Consider the following 18,154-nt stretch of genomic DNA (forward strand, 5'->3'; position numbering starts at 1 on the left):
CTTCAGCGGGAGACGGACACGTCCGGCTCGCCCACCCGCCACCAGCGGCGCAGCAGCTCGCCCAGGGACCAGGTGGTCAGGGTCTGCTCCGGCATCGTCGTGGGCAGCGGCCGCGGGGCGGGCACGGGCACCGACGCCCGGAGCGCACGCGTGAACTCCACCGGCAGCGCGCCCGGCGCGGACAGCAGCACCGCCGCGCCCCAGCGCGCCCCCTCACACAGCACGAACGCCGCGCGGCCGCGCGCCAGCAGCGCGCCGTGGGCCACGTGGGCCTGCCCGAGCGCCTCGGCCAGCCAGTGCTCCATGCGCTCGCGCGCCAGCGCCAGGGCGGCCTCGCGGGAGTCCACCCGCCGCGCGCCCAGGGCCCACACGGCCAGACGGGACAGATCGCTCTCCTGGCTGAAGCCGAAGGAGCGGAAGAAGGCATCGAGCGCCTCGCGCGTCCCGGCGGGAAGCGGGAAGCTGGAGGAGAGCACGGAGGCGGAGGAGATCGACGTCGTCACGGTGTCCACGGGTAACTCCAGGTCTCGGTGAGGGTTTCGGTTCCGCGTCGCAGAAAACAGCGCAATTCGATGGGAGCGGAGGTGCCCGCCGCGGGCACCAGCTCGAAGGTGGCGCGCCAGCCGCCGGTGGCGGCGTTGGGCTGCGCGATGGGCCGGAGGACCTGGCCCGAGGACGCCGTGACGACGGCTTCCACCGGGCCCTCGCCCCCCTCGGGGCCCCCGCGCGAGAACTCGAGCACGAAGCGCCGCGCGCCCGGCGTGCTGCCCGCGGCGATGCGCGTGGCGGTGCTCAGCGCCACCTGGGCGCGCTCGGGGGCCTCGCTGCCCCAGTGCAGCTTCCAGGACAGGCTCAGCGGCGCCCCGGGCCCGAAGGGCTTCTCGGGCACCCAGTAGGCCACGATGTTGTCGTTCACTTCCTCTTGGGTGGGAATCTCCACGAGCTGCACCGTGCCCGGGCCCCACTCGCCCACCGGCTCCACCCACACACTGGGGCGCTTGTCGTAGCGCGCCTCGAGATCCTCGTAGCTCGGGAAGGCCTGATCGCGCTGCAGCAGACCGAAGGCCCGCAGGCCCTTCACCTGGAAGCTGGACACGCTCAACTGGGACGGGTTCTGCAGCGGACGCCACAGGTGCTCGCCGCCCTTCATCCACAGCAGCAGCCCATCCGAGTCATGCACCTCGGGCCGGAAGTCCTCGGCGCTTCCCCGATCGTTCTCGCCAAAGAGGTACATGCTGGTCAGCGGCGCCACGCCCAGCCGCTTCACCGGCTTGCGCGCGTGCAGCACCGCCTCCACCTCCATCACCGTGCGCTCGCCCGGGATGATGACGAAGCGGTAGGCACCGGTGACGCTCGGGCTGTCCATCAGCGCGTGCACCACGGCCCGGTCCGCGCCGGGCTTGGGCTTCTCCAGCCAGAACTCGCGGAACAGGGGGAACTCCTCGCCCTCGGGCAGCGCCGTGTCGATGGCCAGCCCGCGCGCGGACAGCCCGTACACGTTGCCGCGGCCCAGCGCCCGGAAGTAGCTGGCGCCGAGGAAGACCACGATCTCGTCGAAGTAGTCCGGCCGGTTGATGGGGCCGCTGAGCCGCACGCCCGCGAAGCCCTCCACGGACGAGGGCGGCGGCTCCTTCACGAGCGGGCCGTAGGTGAAGAGCTGCGGAGAGAAGCGCACCGTCGTCACCCGTCCGCCCTCCACCTCGTGCATGGGCAGGGGCGCGGGGTAGAAGAGGCCCGGGTGGAAGAACTGCGCCTGGAAGGGCTGGCCCGCCTCGCGCCACAAGGCCCGCTCCGGGCGGTAGCGGATGTCCCGGTACTGATCGTACGTGAGCCCCGCGAAGGCCCCCTGGGGCAGGGGCGCCGGAGCCCGATAGGGCTTCTGCGCCAGCTCGCGGGCGCGCGCGCGGACCGTCTCCGCGCTGAAGGTGGGAGGCGTGGCGCGCGGCGCGGCACTGGCCACCAGCGACCCCAGCACCCCGAGCGCACAGGCTCCGCGCACCCACCTCTTTGCCCACGTCATCGGCTCCACTTCGGGTGACCTCCTCGCAAGCCTGCGAAAGTGCGAACGAGGTCGGGCCCTAGCAGCCCTCGTGCCAGCCATGCCGGGCCGCTCGGATGCCCAGCGAATTCACGAGCTTCCCGCCTTCCTCCTCGTGGGAAAGATTTCTACCCAAACGATTTCGGGGGTTTGTCGGGCTGTCGGAGCCGCCGGGACGCACCCGGAGCGGGTGCGGTGGGGAGCAGAAGAACAGGGGGGGAGGTGATCCTGTCCATTTGCTCCACAACACTTGGGGAAGGCCGTTTCTGGGGCGGTGTGGGTGCCCTGGCGTCACCGGACGCGGAACAGGCAGTCTTCCCAGATGACGTGCCAGGCCCCGTCCAGCCACATGGGATGGCCGCGTACGACTCCCGCATCTCGCGGAGGGCCCTCCGCTCGGCTCACCCACAAGTGGAAATTGTTCTGGATGGCGAGCTGTCCCTCCGGGCCGAGCACGAGCGCCTCGATGTTGCTCGACGTGCCAAAGTCGCTGACCTGTCGTGTGTCGCCGCCCGGGTTGCGCAGCCAGACCTGGGCCTGCCCCGTGTTTCCCAGGTTGGTATAGGCCACCCAGCCCGCGTGGAGCGCGAAGTCGAACTCAGGACCTGACGTGGCGTACGGCTGCGTCAGGGAGAGTTCCTGATCTCCGGCATGAAGGGCGAGCCATTGTGTCTTGTTGGGGCGGTACTTGCGGTAGACGACGAGCGTTCCATCCGTGAGCGGGCTCGAGTTCAGTACCACCTCATTCGGCTCATTCGTCAGACGCCGCGTCACGCCGTCCTGGTACGTGTGGATGTCGTACCCTTCGTCCGCGAACGCGACGAAGCCCGTCTCCGTCAGGCTCATCCCGAAGCGACCCGCGGCTTGCGCCACCCGCACCGTGCTCTGTGTGGAGAGCTGGCGCAGCATCAGGTTCACCTCCGGATAGGGCGTGCTCCAGAGGACATGGTCTCCCCTGATCTTCCACTCATGCACCCTGTCCGCGAAGGAGACGAGGACGCCCTGCTGATACGCGTACAGCCGCGGGTACACCGACTCGGTCGCGGTAACGGTGCCAAACACCACGCCCGTGGGGATGAGTTGGGCGCCGGAGACGGAGGTCCCCTGGGGGACGGGGAGCTGACTGTCCAGCCCCGAGGCACGGTCGCGCAGCACCAGTCCGGTCGCGCGATCGGTGGGGGCCCGCGCCGTGGTGTAGAGGATTCGGGTGGCGTCCACCTGCGCGATGAGTCCAGGGACTCGCGCCACCAGTTCCAGCGAGGGGTTGTCCGACACGAACACGCTGAAGGAGCGCGAGCGCTGCTGCCCCAGGGAGTCCTTCGCCTGGAGGGTCAGCTGGATGTTCTTGCCCACGAACGGGGACAGGTCCACGGTCGTGTCGATCGTTTCGCCACCGGTCACGAGGATGGTACCCGGCATCTGCTCATGGCCGACCGACAGCGTGCACGCTCCCTCCTGATCACGGCACGTGGCGCGGATTCGCGGGAAGGCGGAGAGCACGGTGGACCAGCCCGTGGGCTCGAGTACCTCCAACTCGGGGGGATGATCGATCACGAAGGTCGATGGGGTGACGAGGGTGTTCCCACGGCTGTCGGTGACTTCCACCTCCAGCGGTGGGTGACCCTGGCTGAGCGAGCGCAGGTCCAGCGTGCCGGTGAAGACCCCCTTGTCAAAGTCAAACGTGAGCGGGGTCTGCCTGTCCGTTCCGGGGATGCGCGCGAGCACGCGGACCACCTCATGGGTCGAGGAGATCCTCGCTCTGACGGGGAGGCCGTACGCGGCGGGTTGCCCCTGGCACTGCGCGCGGCCCCTCTCGACGACGCATCGTGGCGTTTCGAGCACGGTGTGGATGAGGTCCGTGGCCGGTGGTGAGTTGGTCAGGGTCAAGGTGCCCGAATGGCTCGGGTCCGCTCTGGACGTGGCCTCCACGACGGCCACGCCCGTGGCCGTGGCCTCCACCAGGTAGGTGGCGCTTCCATCCAGACTTTGGGAGAGCCGACCCGGGCCTTCGAGGAGTCTCCAGGTGACCCGGCGTTCCTCCAACTCCTGGCCCGCGACGAACGCGACGAGCAGCATGGACTTTTCCGGGGCGAGCGTGGTGGGGGTGGCCGAGATCATCACCCGGGAGACGGTTCCCGCCGAGACGGTGAGCGCGACGGTGGCCGACTGGGTGGGATCAACCCGAGAGGTGGCTCGGATGACGACCTCCGGTTCGCCCACCGCCGGGGGCGCCTTGTAGGTCACCTCGGAGCCCTCCAGACTGGAGAGTTCTCCCAGTCCACGCTCGAGAGTCCAGGACACCCCTGGATCGAAGCTTCCCGTGCCATCGACCACGGCCACCAGACGGGCCGTGCCATCCGGAGCGATCCGTGTGGGTTCGGCTACCACGCGCACGCTCGTCACCGTGGGAGGCGTGCCGCCCCCGGGAAGGCAAGCCAGCCAGAGCACCGCGGCGAGCAGCAGGTAGAGCCCTGACGGCCGATGCAGCGAGGGGAGCGACTCGAGTCTCATGTTCCGCGCATCCCTGGTGGTGAACCACCAGCGTTGAGGAACTGCCCGGCCCCGCAGTTGGCGCACTCCCTACCATGAATCTTCATGGCCGGGCCCCAGGCCGGCGCCCTCCACCTCCTCCTTCCACTTCCATGAAGAAATTACAAATATCGTGGAATACCCCACTGTCGCGTTTTTCCCTGTCCCTTCCTGGGACAAGAGATGACACAATGGGGAGCGACATTCGTGGAGTTCTGGAGATTAATCCCACTGCACTGAAAAATTTCACTTCAGCGGAACGGTACGACTCCTGCTAAAGAGGTCTTCAGGAGGACGCGATGGTGGTCAAGCGCGCCTATTCGGTGGTTGCCCAGCAGAAAGACTCATCCCCGTCGGGAGCGCGGGGAACTCGGCCTTCTCCCCCGGAGCGCCCCAGGGCCACGCCCTGGCGGGTGGTGGTGATGGAGAACCTGCGCGAGCGCGGCCATGGCCTGCGCGATCTGCTCCTCCAGGATCGTTTCGAGGTGGATGTGGTGGAGGACGCGCGCGGCGCGCTCTCGCGCCTGGCCCAGGAGCTGATGCCCGAGGGCGTCACGCCGCCGGATCTCCTCATCTGCAACGCGCGGATGCTGGGCGAGCCGGGGCTGGCGCTGCTCGAGCGCTGGTGCCATGCGCACCCGTGGGTGCCCGTCATCCTCGTGAGCGCCTTCACCAACCCGAGGCTGCGCGCGCGCATGGAGTGCCTGCCGGTGCACCTGGTGTTGGATCAGTCCTTCGCGCTGGAGGACGTGCGCTCCGCGGCGCTGGCGATGACCGAGTCCGACGTCACCTCGTAGACGGCACCTCGTAGACTTCCAGGGGCAGGCCGTCCGGGTCGGCGAAGAAGGTGAAGCGCTTGCCCGTGTACTCATCCACGCGGATGGGCTCGGTGCTCACGCCGCGCCGGTTCAACTCGGCCACCACCGACTCCACGTCGGGCACGGCGAACGCCAGGTGGCGCAGGCCCTGGGCTTCCGGCCGCGTGGGCCGCGGCGGTGGGTTCGGAAAGGAGAACAGCTCCACCTGCACGCCCGGGCTGATCTCCAGGTCCAGCTTCCAGGAGCCGCGCGCCTCCCGGTACACCTCGTGGACGATGCGCAGGCCCAGCACCTCGCTGTAGAAGGCCTTGGAGCGCGCGTAGTCCGAGCAGATGATCGCCACGTGGTGGAGCGCGGGCAGCAGGGGCTTCATGGGCTCTCCCGCGACACGTCGAACAGCTCGCCGAGGCCGCGCAGCCGGTTCTTCTCCGTGGACTTGCCCTTCCGGTCCAGCAACCACGCGCGCATGCCCACCTGGCGCGCCCCCTCGACGCACTCCGGCCGGTCATCGACGAACAGACACGTCTCGGGCGCCACGCCGAGCGCGCGCGCCATGGCCAGGTAGGCCTCGGGCCGGGGCTTGGCGGCGCCAATCACCGCCGCCGACAGGGCCGCGTCCACCAGCTCTCCCAACCCCAGCGCCGCCAGGGAGCCGGGCAGGTCGAGCAGGGTGAAGTTGGACAACACGCCCACCCGGTAGCCGTGGCGACGCGCCTGCTCGAGCGCGGGGCGCGCATCCGCGAAGGCGCGCAGCGTGCGGCGGGGCTCGAAGCGGCACAGCTGGCCGCGCACCCCTTCATCCAGGCCGTGCGCCTGGCACAGGTGCGCCCAGAAGGAGTCCCAGAAGACGCGCTCGCTCGCGGCGTCGACGATGGCCTGGGCCCGGGGCGCCCACTCACGCAGGTGGGCTCCGAGCTGCTCGAGCCCGAAGGGCAACAGCCCGCTCAGCTCCCGGTGCGCGCCCGGCAGATCGAACTCGGCGAGCACCCCATCCCGGTCGAAGATGACGGCGTCCGTCACGCGGCCTCCTGGGGCTCGTCCTCGCCGAGCGAGTGGCGGATCTCCTCCTCGGTGATGAGCTCGTTGCCCCTGCAGCGCCGCAGTCGGTCCACCCAGGTGCGGGTCATCTCCTGGATGGCCGGGCGGAACTCGGGCGGCGAACTCATCACGCAGGTGCGGTAGTCGGCCAGCACGTGCCGCACGGTGCCGCGCACGCCCACGTCGAGGATGGCCTCGTGGATGGGGCGGTAGATCTTCGCGATGGTGGGGTTGAGGTGCGCCGGTGTCTTGTGCACCGCCGACGCCGAGGCCCCCGTCATCACGCGGCACACCCGCCACAGGTTCGCCACGTCGGTGCGCAGGCTCGGCTGGTTCTCGAGCGTCACCAGCAGCGGCCGCGTCACGGCGCCCATCAACACGTCGTCGTTCTCGCCCTCGGCGCGCCGGTCCTCGATGATGTTCACCAGGTCATCCACGTCCTGGAAGATGCGCCCGAAGGCCTCCACCACGCGCGGGGGCAGGGGGGGTCGCCCGTTGAGCCGCAGCGCCGTGTCGAGCCCGAAGGACACCCCCAGCGTGTTCTCGCGGTAGCGGTTGTCGAGCCAGCGCGCGAACAGCGACTCGTTGGGGTAGAGGTGCTGGCGCTCCCAGATCTGCAGGGCGTACAGCTCGGTGAACAGGTTCATCGTGGCCCCGAGCAGGTACGGCTCGACGCGCGCGGCCTCCTGGGCCGCCAGGGCGATCAACGAGCCCACGAAGGGCGTGGTGCTGGGCTCGCCGAAGCGCAGCGCGAAGGTGCGCCGGCCCGAGCGCATGGGGGTGCGGTCCACCGTGTCATCCACGATGGCGCAGATCTCCATGGTGAGCAGCAGCACGGGCAGGAAGCGGCGGTGCACGGCCTGGATGCCCCCCGACGCCTCCGCCGTGGCCAGGAACATGAGCGGCAGCAGCATGAACGACGGCTGGGGGTTGTCGCGCACCACCGTGTCGTAGAAGGGCCGCAGCGCCTCGGGCACGGGCAGGGTGTGCAGCGAGCGCCGGGCGTCCTCCACCAGGGGCACGAAGACCTCGCGCCGGCGGGCGAACACGCCCTGGAACATCTGCGGGTACTGCAGGGTGACCAGATCCTTGTTCATTCGCCGTCTCCCAACCCGAGCGCGGGGAGGACTTCCTCCAGCCGGGACGTCACCGTGAACAGCGTCTCGACGCGCGCGTGCGCGAAGCCCTCGCGCGCCACCGCCTCGGCCAGGGCCACCAGGGGCTGGAAGAAGCCCCGGATGTCCAGCAGCACGATGGGCTTGTCCATCATCCGCATCTGTTTCCAGCTGATGACCTCGAGCGCCTCCTCCAGGGTGCCAAAGCCCCCCGGCAGCACCACGAAGGCATCCGAGCGCTCCGCCATCTGGCGCTTGCGCTCGTGGAGATCCTCCGTCCAGACGAGCTCGCTCAAGCCCCGGTGGGCCACCTCGTAGCGCTCCAGTCCCCGGGGCATCACCCCGACGACCCGCCCCCCCCGGGCCAGCGCCGCGTCCGCGACCGCGCCCATCATTCCCACGCGGGCGCCTCCGTAGACCAATTGCAATTGCCGATCCGCCAGGAGGGCACCCAGGGCGGAGGCCGTGCTCAGGTGCACTTCATGCACACCTGGCGCGGAGCCACAGAAGACACAAACGGATTTCGTCATGACTCGGCGAGACGGCGAGGGTGGGTCAAAACGGGGGAGGGGGGTTCCGAGTACCCCATTGTCTACTTGAATGGGACCGGACCACAACGGGCATGTCGGTGAGCTGACGCCACAGGTCATTTCCGCTATCGACCAGCAGACGTGTAGCGGCAGGCCACCACCGAGGGCTGCTCCACCGGACGCCCCTCCTGGAGGGACCGGGCCAGACGCACCCACCGGGCAGGTGTCCAGGAGAGAGGCGTGGCCGAGAACGTCGCCTCGCCCGCGAGGTAGCCAGGCGGCCCCATAGGGGGTCGCGGCACCCACACCTGCCCGGGCAGCATCCGCCCCTCGTTGTCGGAGAACATGCGTACCTCTTTCGAGTTGGACTCCGGCAAGGGAGGCACGAACGAGGTGGAGCGCAAGCCGTCCCGCGCGCTCTCGCGGCCCGACTGTCAGCGGTAGCGCTGGGACAGCTCGTCGATGCGTCGCAGCTCGTCCGCGGACAGGGTGAAACCCATGGTGCCCACGTTCTCCTCGGCGTGCCGCCGCTTGGTGGCCCCCGGGATGGCGACCACCGTGTCGCCGTGGAAGGCGCACAACCAGTTGAGCGCCACCTGCGAGGGGGTGGCGCCGTGCGCGGTGGCGATCTTCTTGAGTTCCTCGATCAGCGGCCGGCTCTGCTCCATCCCCTTGAGGCGGAAGTTCGGCAGGAACTTGCGTGGGCCCACGCGGCTCTTGATGAGCGAGGGATCATCGTGGAACTTGCCCGACAAGAGCCCCTGGGCCAGTGGCGAGTAGGCGATGATCGTGATGCCCAGCTCCTTGGCGGCGGCGAGCACGCCGTTGGACTCGATCCTCCGGTCCAACAGGCTGTACTGCATCTGGTTGGAGACGAGCGGCACCCCCCGGCGGGCGAGCGCGGCGTGCGTCGCGCGCATCTTCTTCTCGGAGAAATTGCTCACGCCCACCGTGCGGATCTTCCCCTCCTGCACCAGCTTCGCCATCTGCTCGGCCTGGGCGTCGACCGTGGCGAACGCGTAGGGCTGGTGGATCTGATGCAGATCAATGCCGAAGGGGCTCAACGCGGAGAGCCGCTCGCCGATCGTCGCGCCGATGCTGGAGGCCAGCCGCGCGATGGGCAGCCACTTGGTCGCGACGACGACGTCGCCCGGCTTCTTGCCCAGACGCGTCAGGGCGGCGGCGAGTGCCTGCTCCGAGCGTCCATTGCCGTAGGCCTCGGCGGTGTCGAACCAGTTGATGCCTCCCTGGAGCGAGGCGTCGATGATCTCCTCGACGAGCGGAGGGGGCAGGGCTTCCCAGAACCCACCCACCAGACCCACACCCGCGGAGAACTGCCAGCAGCCCAGGCCAATGGGGGAGATCTCGATGTCCGAACGACCCAGTCTTCGCAGCTTCTCCATGTGTTCTGCTCCTCCCGCGTGCGGCGGCCAATCTCCCCCGCTTCGTGTCCGGAGGGGTAGAAAAGTGGAGGGGCCCACCCGGGATATGTTCTCCCCATGAATCCCATCGTCCACGCGGAGTTGTCCTGGTTGATGTCACAAGCGCTGCCCGAGCGCCGTGACCGGATCCTCGTCACCCTGGCCGGCCTGTCACCCGATCTGGATGGGCTGTCGCTGCTGGGGGGAGTGGACATGTATGGGCGCTACCACCACGTGCTCTCGCATGGCTACGTGGGGGCGCTCGCCGTGGCCGCGGTGTGCACGGCCCTCGCGCGGCGGCGCGGGGCGGTGGCGCTCTTGTCCCTCGCCGCCTTCCACCTGCATCTGCTCTGCGACCTGGTGGGGAGCGGTCCCGGCTGGCCCCTCTATTACTTCTGGCCCACGTCCATGCGGGAATGGTTCTGGGCGGGGCAGTGGGATCTGGCCTCGTGGCAGAACTCCCTCATCGGCATGGCGGCCACGGCGGCGTGCCTGGCGTGCGCCCTGCGCTGGCGCCGCACCATCGTGGAAGTGTTCTCCGTGCGCTGGGACGCCGAGGTGACGCGCGCCCTGCGGGCCCGTTTCCTCGGCGAGTCCACCTGAGCCGCGCGTCGCGCCCGGAACTCTCCGCGCGGCGCTCTTCTGCACAGCCCCGTGAACCGGACTGCACACCGCGCTCCAGGAGGCTCAGAAGCGGCCGCCCAGGCCCAGCAGCGCGCCGCGCGAGGAGAACGACACCAGCGGCTGGATGCCCGGGCGCGAGGACTCCTTGGGCGGGGAGCGCTGGGACAACTCGTAACCGAGATGGGAGCCCAGGACGAGCGGCACGGGCACGACGTACCACATGTTCTGGTCATAGACGGTCCAGCCCTACCCGGGCTCGGGAGGGGAGCCGTGGCGGTAGTGCGTGCGCCAGGCGGCGGGCGTCATCCCGTGGGCCCGCCGGAAGAGCCGGATGAAGTGGGTGGCGTCCGCGTAGCCCACCCGCTCGGCGATGACGGCGACGATCTCATCGGTGTGCAGCAACCGGCGCCGCGCCTCGCTCAGGCGCCCCGCGATGATCCACTCCTGCACCGAGCGCCCCGTCGCCTCGCGCACCGCCGTGGTGAGGTGGGCCGGCGAGCGGTGCACCGCCGCCGCCACGTCCCGGAGCGACAGCGGCTCCAGGCAGTGCCGCTCGATATAGCGCAGCGCCTCGGTGACGAGGCTGTCGGACGCCCCGGAGCGCTGTCCCCAGGACGCGGCCCGTGACACCTCGGCGAGGATCAACGTGAGCAGGCTGCGCTCGATGGCGAAGGTGCCTCCGCCCTCGCGCTCCACCTCGTGCCGCAACTCTCGCAGGAGGCTCTCCAGGAAGGGCCGGCGCCCCTCGGGAATCTTCACCACCGCCGCGGCCCCCGAGCGCACGTGCTCGAAGGGCGCGAGCAGCTCCTCGGAGGCGTCGTCGCCCAGGAAACACACCGGACAGAAGCCGACGCCCATGAGGTGCGATTGCCGCGAGGCCAGATGCCGGTGCGGCGCGCCCGCGGGGATGAGCAGCACATCTCCCTCCTCGAGCGTCCACTGCCCCCGCTGCTCCACGGTGCTGCTGCCTCCGGTATGGAAGGCGAGCACGGCGTAGTCGTGGGTCACGGGGGCATGGGTGGCCTGGGATTCGGTGGGGCCCCGATGGATGACGAAGAGGGGCCGGCCGTGGCCCTGGCCGTCCTCGGCGCGGACCTTCTCAGACATCGGTGTCCTGGAGCGCGGGCAAGGTCGATCTCCTCGTGGCAATCACCGTGCGCGACCATAGCAGGTGCCCCGTTGGGCCACGGCGGTGTTGTCCGGGCGTCACCTCGGGACTCCCTCACCCGGGCGGTGTTCCCGGATGGGGAAGGGAATTGGGCGGTGCGCGCCCTGTCTGGGTACTTTATTTCCCATCCTGTCGCGGCGAGCCCCACCGTTTGCTCCCGCGAACGGTGGGATTGTCCTGGCGCGCTGTTTGCTCCTGTTCGCGGCCATGAGAATCGCGCTCTTCGCTGGACTCCTCTTGCTGGTGAGCGCATGCGGTGGCCCGAGCGAGCCTGCCGTCATGCCCGAGACACCTCCCGCTCAAGCCGACGTGGGAGGCGGCGGGGTCTCGACGCCGCCGGGCCCCGACGTGCCACGGGATGAGCCGCCTCCCCAGCCGGTTCCACCGCCGAAGGATCCACCGGGGCAGCCACCCCCCGAGCCCCAGACGCCGTCGCGGCCCTCGCCCTCCGAGCCGCGCTGGCCGGCGCTGCAGACGTCCATTCCCGTCTACGAGCTGACGTTGAGCCAGGCGGACCACGACGCGCTCCACGCGCACATCCACGATCCGCCCTCCCGGGACTTCAGCGTCATGGGCCGGTTCTCGCTCGAGGGCCGCGCGTACACGGCGGAGCTGAGCTTCCGCGGGCGCTCCTCCAAGACGGACCCGCGCATCGTGAAGAAGTCCTGGGACGTGCGCTTCGACAAGAAGGATCGCTTCGAGGGCAAGAAGAACATCGAGCTGCTCGCGGCGTGGAAGGACAGCGGCTACCTCACCGAGAAGCTCTGGTACGACTTCGCGGCGAGCATCGGGCTGCGCGCGTCGAACGCCCGCTATGCGCACGTGAAGCTGCACCTGGTGCAGCCAGACGGCTCCGTCATCACCCGCTACGAGGGCGTCTTCACCGAGCTGGAGTCCGTCAACAAGGACTTCCTCGAGGCCCACGGCTTCGACGACGACAGCGACCTGTACCGCGCCGGCATGCACGATGGCGAGCTGCGCCCGCCGCCCCAGGAGTCCTACCAGGAGCCCTGGGACAAGAAGACGAACGAGAAGGCGCCCTGGGACGAGCTGTGGAGCTTCCTGGACGGCATCAACCGCACGCCGCCGCACGCCTTCCCGGCCTTCGTGGAAGAGAACCTGGAGCTGGAGGACTACCTCACCTGGCTGGCGATGGAGACGCTCATCTCCCATGATCTCCAGGGGGACACGCGCAGCTACCTCGTCTACGACCGCAAGACGGAGAAGTGGACGCACGTGCCGTGGGATCTCAACAACGCGCTGTCGCTCTACAACCGCACCAACGCCGTCATCCAGGGCGTGAAGAAGTCGCACCCGCTCTTCAGCTTCACTCCGTACGATCCGAAGGTGTACGAGCTGCGCGCGGAGCGCCGCGTCTTCGAGGGCATGGAGGACATGAAGCCCGGGTGGAGCACGCTCTCCACGCGCATCTACGATGACCCGGGCCTGCGCGCCCGCTACGCCGCCCGGCTGCGCCAGCTGCTCGACACGTGGTTCACCGAGGAGAACCTCGGGCCGCGCATCGATGCCATGCACGCGCTGCTGGCGCCCTACATCCTGCCGGGCCCGGACGGCAAGGCGCGGGATCCCTACGTCAGCACCGAGCACGCCGCGCGCAGCAGCGAGTACCTCCACCGGTTCGTGCGCGAGCGCCGCGCCTGGCTGCTCGAGCACCTCAAGGACATCGAGTCGCATGGCCAGGGCGCGCTCGTCATCGATCGGGTGGGCCGTGACGCCTCGGGAGCGTTCTGGGTGCAGCTCTACAACCGGGGCTCGGCGCCCGTGGCGCTCGGGGGGCTCATGCTCACGGGCCACACCCGGCTGCCCGAGCAGTGGACGCTGCCCGCGTCCACCCTGGAGCCCGGACAGGTCATCACCCTGCGCCAGGGCGCCGTGGGAGCCCAGGCCCTGGGCGCGACGCTGGACCTCCAGGCTCCCGAGCTCGCGCTGTACTCGGCGGACGGGCTGATGGCGCTGGACGTGCTGTGGCTGGCGCCGCTCGAGCCCGGGGAGGCCTACGGGCGCAAGTCCCGAGGGGCGGAGAGCTTCGGTCCCCAGACGGGCCCGTAGGGAACGCGCCTGGACTCCGGCATGCTCCCATGCCGGAGGTGGACGCGATGACCTGGCGTGCGAAGGCGGTGGGGCTGGTGTGGGGGCTGGCCTTGTTGGGATGTGGTGCCCTCCGGCCCGCGTTGGAAGCGCCCGCCAGGGGAGGAGTTCCTCCCGATGGACGGGCGGATCTGCATGTGCACGTGACGATGCGCGAGGCGCTGCACCCCTTCTTCCAGGGGGAACCGGGTGGGGCCGAGTTGGCGGACGCACCCGGACAGCGCCTCGTCAACCAGATGGAGCCCGAGGCGCTGCGGCGCGCGGGGGTACGCCTGGTGCTCGCGACGGTCTGGCCACCGAATGCGTTGCGTCCGGGTCGGGGCGCCCTGGGCGAGGCGCTCCACCAACTGGCACTGCTCGAGGACTTCGCCCGGAGGAGTCCGGACTTCGTCCTGGCGTATGGTGCCGGGGAGGCCCGTCAGCGGCTCGCGAGTGGACAGCTCGTGTTGGTGCCCACGGTCGAGGGGGGCGAGGGCATCCGGCGGGTGGAGGACGTGGACCTGCTGTACGCGGCGGGGGCCCGGTCGATCACCCTGGTGCACTTCTTCGACAACTCCGTGGCGGACGCGGCGGATGACCAGTTCGGACCGCTGATGGGACGGCTGACCAACGGAGGGGATGGGGGACTGACGCCGCTGGGCGTGGAGGTGGTGCGGCGGATGATGGAGCTGGGCATCGTCATCGACGTGGCCCACGCCAGCGACCGGACCATCACCGAGGTGCTCGCCCTGACCGAGCCCGCCGGGGTGCCGGTGGTCTACTCCCATACCGGGGCGGGGTGGGCGGACACGAGATGCCTGAGTGCTCCGCTCGCGCGCCGGGTGGGAGCGGGCGGAGGGTTGATTGGCATTGGGCTCTTCCGGTCGCCGTTTCAGCAGGTGCCGGTGGAGGAGCGCTGGGAGGGATTCGAGCCGGGAACGTGTGACGACGACGTGGCCCATTGGCTTCACTACACGCGGCAGGCGGGGGCCGAGGCCGTCATGTTGGGCAGTGACTTCAACAGCGTCATCGAGCGGGCCCGCCCTGGAGGAAGCTGTGCGCGGGGGATGCGCCACACGGGAGATCTGCCGGCGCTGTTCGCAGCGCTGGAGGCGCATGGGGTGACACGGGAGCAGCTCGACGGCTCGGCGGCCCGGGTGCTTCGCGTGTTGGAGGCGGTGGAGGCCCATGCACGGCCGGAGGCCCAGCGTGTGGCGCGTGGACGGAGGCCGCCACGTGAGGATCTCTTTCCCTCGAACGTTCCCTAGAACCGCTCTGCGGAGAGGAAGAGCTGGGAGAGGGAGAAGTCGAGGAGGGACTGACGCGAGCGCAGGTAGCGGCGGGCGCGGACCATGGGCCACCAGACGCGCTGGCCCACGCGCACCTGAGCTTCGCCGAGCTTCTGGCGAGGCAGCCATTGGCCGCCCAGGTGCTCGACGAGGACCTGGCCGAGGTAGGCCCCCACGGCCGGCACCACGTGCTCATCGAGGACGTGGCGCAGGCGGGTCTCGGGGAAGTCCTCGCGCCAGAAGAAGAAGTCGAGGTCCGTGAGCGACTCCGGCGTCTGTTTGAAGATGGAGGGCACGTCGGAGTGGACCATGGCCACGAGGTGCTCGGCGAGGAGGCGGTAGGAGGCGAGGACGCGCTCGGGGTCCTCCACGTCCGGGGGAAGGGCGTCGCGGAGGGGGAGCCACTCATCGGGCTCGGGGGGCCGCCAGGCGTTGAACTCGGCGATTTTCCGCTGGCGCTCGTGAATGGCGAAGCGGTCCACCACGCGGGAGAGGAGTGGGGCGAGGTCCGGGGGGAAGCGGGGCTCCACGGGGGCGAGCGTGGCGCTGCGCTCGCGCAGGGTGCGCAGCACGGTGGGCCAGTGCAGCTCCGGCCGGAGGTGGACATGGGCGCGGGCCTGGGCCTCGCGAGCCTCCTGGCTGGCGAAGTCCGCGGCGATGGGCCAGAGCACCAGGAGGACGGAGCCGTTGGGGAGTTCCTCCACCCGCCAGGCGGGGGTGGACAGCACGCGCTCGCGGCCGACGGATTCCACCAGCTTCGGACCGAAGACGTTGAGCCAGCTGACCTCGTAGACTTTGTCGAAACCGTCCCTGCGTCGTGTTTCCTTGTCGCGGCCAAAGTCGGGGGAGTCCGTCAACTCCGTGTCCGCCATGCTGTGAGCCATGGCGTGAGAGACCGGGTAGCGAGAGGCCCACGCGCGTACCATCTCCACGAATCGATGACAGCGCGTCTCGTCCGCGAAGAAGGAAAGTGGTTTCACGTTGATCGTGATGTCCAGTTTGGATGGCTGCGACTCAAGCCAGAGCCAGAGGGACATGTCCAAGGCGGGCCATTTCGTGCGATAGAGACCGAGGGGCGCGCCGTTATCGTCGCGGCTCTCTTGTAGGGCCTTCCAGAAGGACGCGCGAGAGTATTTGCGTCGTCGCTTGCCTTCGACGACATCGGGCATCCATCCGTGGGCGTATTCCTCGAGCGCCTGGAGAAAGGGCTCCAATTCACTTTCCAGCGAGCATGGGTCCCCGAGTGTGCCATCAAAAGTAACCCAGAGGCGATCCTCTGGTCTCAAGTCGTGCAAGCCCAGTACCTTCATTGGACCAGTATCTCCACTCCCTTGACGCGAAGTTCTGCTCTGTTCCTGGCTCTCTCCAACACGTTGATATCGCGGGGCTTGAGGTCTCCACCTTCGTAGATGAGCCGGACTCTTTGAATTGGCACCTGACTGCTTCCACCAGTAAGTGGCTTGAGGGAAGGACGGCGGATGTCCACTGTTTCGCCGTAATAGCCCCGAGCTTGATTGGCGTCCTCAATCATCTGTGCCGCCAGGGCGTTGTCTTTCAGCATCGACATATCACGGCTCTTGAAGCTGATGGTCTCCACGCGAGGGGAGCGCCCGGAGAACGGACCCTCTTCGATGATGAGGACATCCACGAAGCGCAGGCCGCTCGTGGGTTTCCATACGCCCACGTACCACTCGACGCGGGGCTTGTCGAAGTCCCCGAGGAAACGGCGCTGCGCCCTGGGCAGGGCCGCGTCGGCCCGCAACACCTCCGCCATGGTGCGCTCGAACTTCAGTCCCCGCGTCACCAGCCCCCGCATCCGCTGGTAGCCCTCCCACTGGAGGGGCGGCTCGACCGTTCTCCCCTGCTTGGCCTTCGCGCCCTGCTCGAGTTCCACCAGGCGCTCCTGGCCGTAGCGCACGTACTCGCTCCAGAGCGGATGACCCTGGGCGCCGGCAGGCGGGGCTTCCCGCAGGGCCGCCAGTTGCTTTCTGAGCACCGCCACGTCCCCGGACATCCGCGGCCCCGTGGACTCCAACTCCCCCTGGAGGAGCCTGGCGTCCAGCACCTCCCGAGGGAACTCCACTGCTTCATCCGCCAGGGAGGCCGCCTTCCCGGGCAGGGAGCCCTTCGCGATGCCGCCCTTGGGTGGGGAGGCGCCTGGAGGCGAGCCCCGAGCCTGGGACAGCCAGGCACGAGCCCCGGGCACGTTCCCCCGAGACTCCGCGAGGGCCAGGGCACCGGCTTCTCCTCCTTCCGCCACGAGGAGGGCGGCTTCCGGGTCCGCCTGGAGGTAGCGAGCCACGGCCTCCAGGCCGCCTGCTCCGAGTTGCTCCCGCAGGTGCCAGGCTGTCTCCCTCAACTCCTCCAGGCGTGGCTTGAGCGCGCGCGCGCTCTTGCCCCCGGCGTACAGGGCCACCATCAAGGCCGCGGGCGTCAGCTCGCGCGTGGCCTGCTCGTATTCGCCCCGCGAGAGGGAAGACACCCCCCGGCCTGTCCCCGTCGCCAGGTAGTAGAAGCCCAGCGGCACCCCGAAGGTCAGCTCGTCCAGGACGCCTGTCGTCACGTGGCTCGCGGAGAAGGCCTGCTCCACCAGCGCGCTCTCCACCTGCGTGAGGGCCCGCTGGTAGGGCAGGGGCAACTGCCACTTGCGCGTGTCGTAGTCCTGGGACGTTCCCCACTGAAGCAGGGGGGTGGTGGACACGGCCTCCGTGAGGGACTCGCGAGCACCCCGGGCCATGTCCTCGCGGGGGCGCTCGGGCCGGTCCGGAAAGTCCGACAGGGGCAGCCCTCGTCGCCGCAACTGCTCGCGCACGACGGTCATGTCCCCCAGCGTCGAGTCCAGACGCTTGTCCCACGCCAGCGCGCGCAACACCTGCTTCAAGTCCTGGTCGGAGGAGGAATGAAGGACGAAGAGGGCGAACACTTGGGCCAGCGCGGAGCCGTCCTCATGGACGCAGGTGGAGAGGAAGGAGGCGCGCTTGCGGTTGAGGAGGACCGCTACGGGGGAGGACACGGGTCCCAGGGCGCCAAGCCGGACGGCGCTCCAGTCATCCAGCCGCTCCACCAGCCAGGCCATGTCCACCTCGTGCTGCAACCGGACGAAGTCGGAGGGCGAGGTGCTCGCGAGGAAGCGGGCGAGGAGCGCCTCGGCCTCTCGGGAGGAGTCGGGACGTTCTGGACGCGGAGGCGCACCCCCACAACCGTCCTGGAAGGCGAGGGGTTGGGCGTGCGAGTCCAGGCGGCTCGTCAGACGTTCATGGGGGCGACCCGTGGCGCACCCCGTGAGGAGCACGAGTGCGGCCAGGGCAAGAAGCGCCGGGCCGATGCTGGGTGTCGTGACAGGGCTCCTCGCGGAAGCGAGCGGTGGGGTTTTCGTCAGCATGAGGGCTGTTCTCTTCGCATACCGTCGCCGTCCCGTCACTCGGGGTCCAGCTGGGGAAGCGCTTCCCGTGCCGCATGCCTCTCCCCGGGAGCCCAGCGCCCACCTTGATGAGAG

General features: G+C 69.3%; 17 protein-coding genes. 4 read left to right on the top strand and 13 right to left on the bottom strand.

The window, feature by feature from the left end; all coding sequences use genetic code 11:
• Nucleotides 1-2: 2 nt before the first annotated feature.
• The 3 genes from D187_RS40770 to D187_RS40780 form a co-directional block, all read right to left on the bottom strand.
• Nucleotides 3-512 (bottom strand): hypothetical protein, encoded by a 510-nt coding sequence (locus D187_RS40770; RefSeq protein WP_002627622.1) that lies wholly within the window; start codon nucleotides 510-512, stop codon nucleotides 3-5.
• The gene (locus D187_RS40775) at nucleotides 500-2,020 is read right to left on the bottom strand and encodes an OpgD/OpgG family glucan biosynthesis protein (protein WP_043434174.1); all 1,521 of its coding nucleotides are present in this window, start codon (nucleotides 2,018-2,020) and stop codon (nucleotides 500-502) included. The genes D187_RS40770 and D187_RS40775 overlap by 13 nt, the downstream gene beginning before the upstream one ends.
• 309 nt (nucleotides 2,021-2,329) lie before the next feature.
• Nucleotides 2,330-4,549: an Ig-like domain-containing protein gene (locus D187_RS40780; RefSeq protein WP_002627624.1), complete on the bottom strand. Its 2,220-nt coding sequence runs from the start codon at nucleotides 4,547-4,549 to the stop codon at nucleotides 2,330-2,332.
• 317 nt (nucleotides 4,550-4,866) lie between these two features.
• Between D187_RS40780 and D187_RS51145 the strand changes: the two genes are divergently transcribed.
• A complete protein-coding gene (locus D187_RS51145; RefSeq protein ID WP_002627625.1) occupies nucleotides 4,867-5,364 on the top strand; it encodes a response regulator in 498 nt (165 codons plus the stop codon).
• Here D187_RS51145 and gloA2 read toward each other — a convergent pair.
• The 6 genes from gloA2 to D187_RS40815 form a co-directional block, all read right to left on the bottom strand.
• Nucleotides 5,354-5,758, bottom strand: a complete 405-nt coding sequence (gloA2, locus tag D187_RS40790) for an SMU1112c/YaeR family gloxylase I-like metalloprotein (RefSeq protein WP_002627626.1) — start codon at nucleotides 5,756-5,758, stop codon at nucleotides 5,354-5,356. The two genes, D187_RS51145 and gloA2, sit on opposite strands and share 11 nt — an antisense overlap.
• Nucleotides 5,755-6,405, bottom strand: a complete 651-nt coding sequence (locus D187_RS40795; protein ID WP_002627627.1) for an HAD family hydrolase — start codon at nucleotides 6,403-6,405, stop codon at nucleotides 5,755-5,757. Before D187_RS40795 ends, gloA2 begins: the two co-directional genes overlap by 4 nt.
• The gene (locus D187_RS56580) at nucleotides 6,402-7,520 is read right to left on the bottom strand and encodes a class 1 isoprenoid biosynthesis enzyme (RefSeq protein WP_002627628.1); all 1,119 of its coding nucleotides are present in this window, start codon (nucleotides 7,518-7,520) and stop codon (nucleotides 6,402-6,404) included. Before D187_RS56580 ends, D187_RS40795 begins: the two co-directional genes overlap by 4 nt.
• Complete coding sequence (locus tag D187_RS40805; RefSeq protein ID WP_043434177.1) at nucleotides 7,517-8,068, bottom strand: LOG family protein; 552 nt, start codon at nucleotides 8,066-8,068, stop codon at nucleotides 7,517-7,519. Before D187_RS40805 ends, D187_RS56580 begins: the two co-directional genes overlap by 4 nt.
• A gap of 125 nt (nucleotides 8,069-8,193) precedes the next feature.
• On the bottom strand, nucleotides 8,194-8,415 hold the full coding sequence (locus D187_RS40810; RefSeq protein ID WP_002627630.1) for a hypothetical protein: 222 nt from the start codon (nucleotides 8,413-8,415) through the stop codon (nucleotides 8,194-8,196).
• 87 nt (nucleotides 8,416-8,502) lie between these two features.
• Nucleotides 8,503-9,471 (bottom strand): aldo/keto reductase, encoded by a 969-nt coding sequence (locus D187_RS40815; RefSeq protein WP_002627631.1) that lies wholly within the window; start codon nucleotides 9,469-9,471, stop codon nucleotides 8,503-8,505.
• A gap of 96 nt (nucleotides 9,472-9,567) precedes the next feature.
• Here D187_RS40815 and D187_RS40820 point away from each other — a divergent pair, with 96 nt between their 5' ends.
• Complete coding sequence (locus D187_RS40820; RefSeq protein WP_002627632.1) at nucleotides 9,568-10,092, top strand: metal-dependent hydrolase; 525 nt, start codon at nucleotides 9,568-9,570, stop codon at nucleotides 10,090-10,092.
• Nucleotides 10,093-10,176: 84 nt separating this feature from the next.
• Here the strand turns inward: D187_RS40820 and D187_RS56015 are convergent, their stop codons facing one another.
• A complete protein-coding gene (locus tag D187_RS56015) occupies nucleotides 10,177-10,335 on the bottom strand; it encodes a hypothetical protein (RefSeq protein WP_002627633.1) in 159 nt (52 codons plus the stop codon).
• Between the two features lie 24 nt (nucleotides 10,336-10,359).
• Nucleotides 10,360-11,220: an AraC family transcriptional regulator gene (locus D187_RS40825; RefSeq protein ID WP_002627634.1), complete on the bottom strand. Its 861-nt coding sequence runs from the start codon at nucleotides 11,218-11,220 to the stop codon at nucleotides 10,360-10,362.
• Between the two features lie 340 nt (nucleotides 11,221-11,560).
• Between D187_RS40825 and D187_RS40830 the strand changes: the two genes are divergently transcribed.
• Both D187_RS40830 and D187_RS51150 read left to right on the top strand, forming a co-directional pair.
• A complete protein-coding gene (locus D187_RS40830; RefSeq protein WP_155893955.1) occupies nucleotides 11,561-13,351 on the top strand; it encodes a CotH kinase family protein in 1,791 nt (596 codons plus the stop codon).
• A gap of 47 nt (nucleotides 13,352-13,398) precedes the next feature.
• Nucleotides 13,399-14,637 (top strand): dipeptidase, encoded by a 1,239-nt coding sequence (locus tag D187_RS51150; RefSeq protein WP_162159757.1) that lies wholly within the window; start codon nucleotides 13,399-13,401, stop codon nucleotides 14,635-14,637.
• On the opposite strand, the gene D187_RS40840 is transcribed toward D187_RS51150, so the two are convergent.
• The gene (locus tag D187_RS40840) at nucleotides 14,634-15,968 is read right to left on the bottom strand and encodes a hypothetical protein (protein WP_002627638.1); all 1,335 of its coding nucleotides are present in this window, start codon (nucleotides 15,966-15,968) and stop codon (nucleotides 14,634-14,636) included. The two genes, D187_RS51150 and D187_RS40840, sit on opposite strands and share 4 nt — an antisense overlap.
• A complete protein-coding gene (locus tag D187_RS40845; RefSeq protein WP_245591953.1) occupies nucleotides 15,965-18,040 on the bottom strand; it encodes a hypothetical protein in 2,076 nt (691 codons plus the stop codon). The genes D187_RS40840 and D187_RS40845 overlap by 4 nt, the downstream gene beginning before the upstream one ends.
• Nucleotides 18,041-18,154 lie beyond the last annotated feature (114 nt).

It is taken from the genome of Cystobacter fuscus DSM 2262 (genome assembly GCF_000335475.2).
GTDB lineage: Bacteria > Myxococcota > Myxococcia > Myxococcales > Myxococcaceae > Cystobacter > Cystobacter fuscus.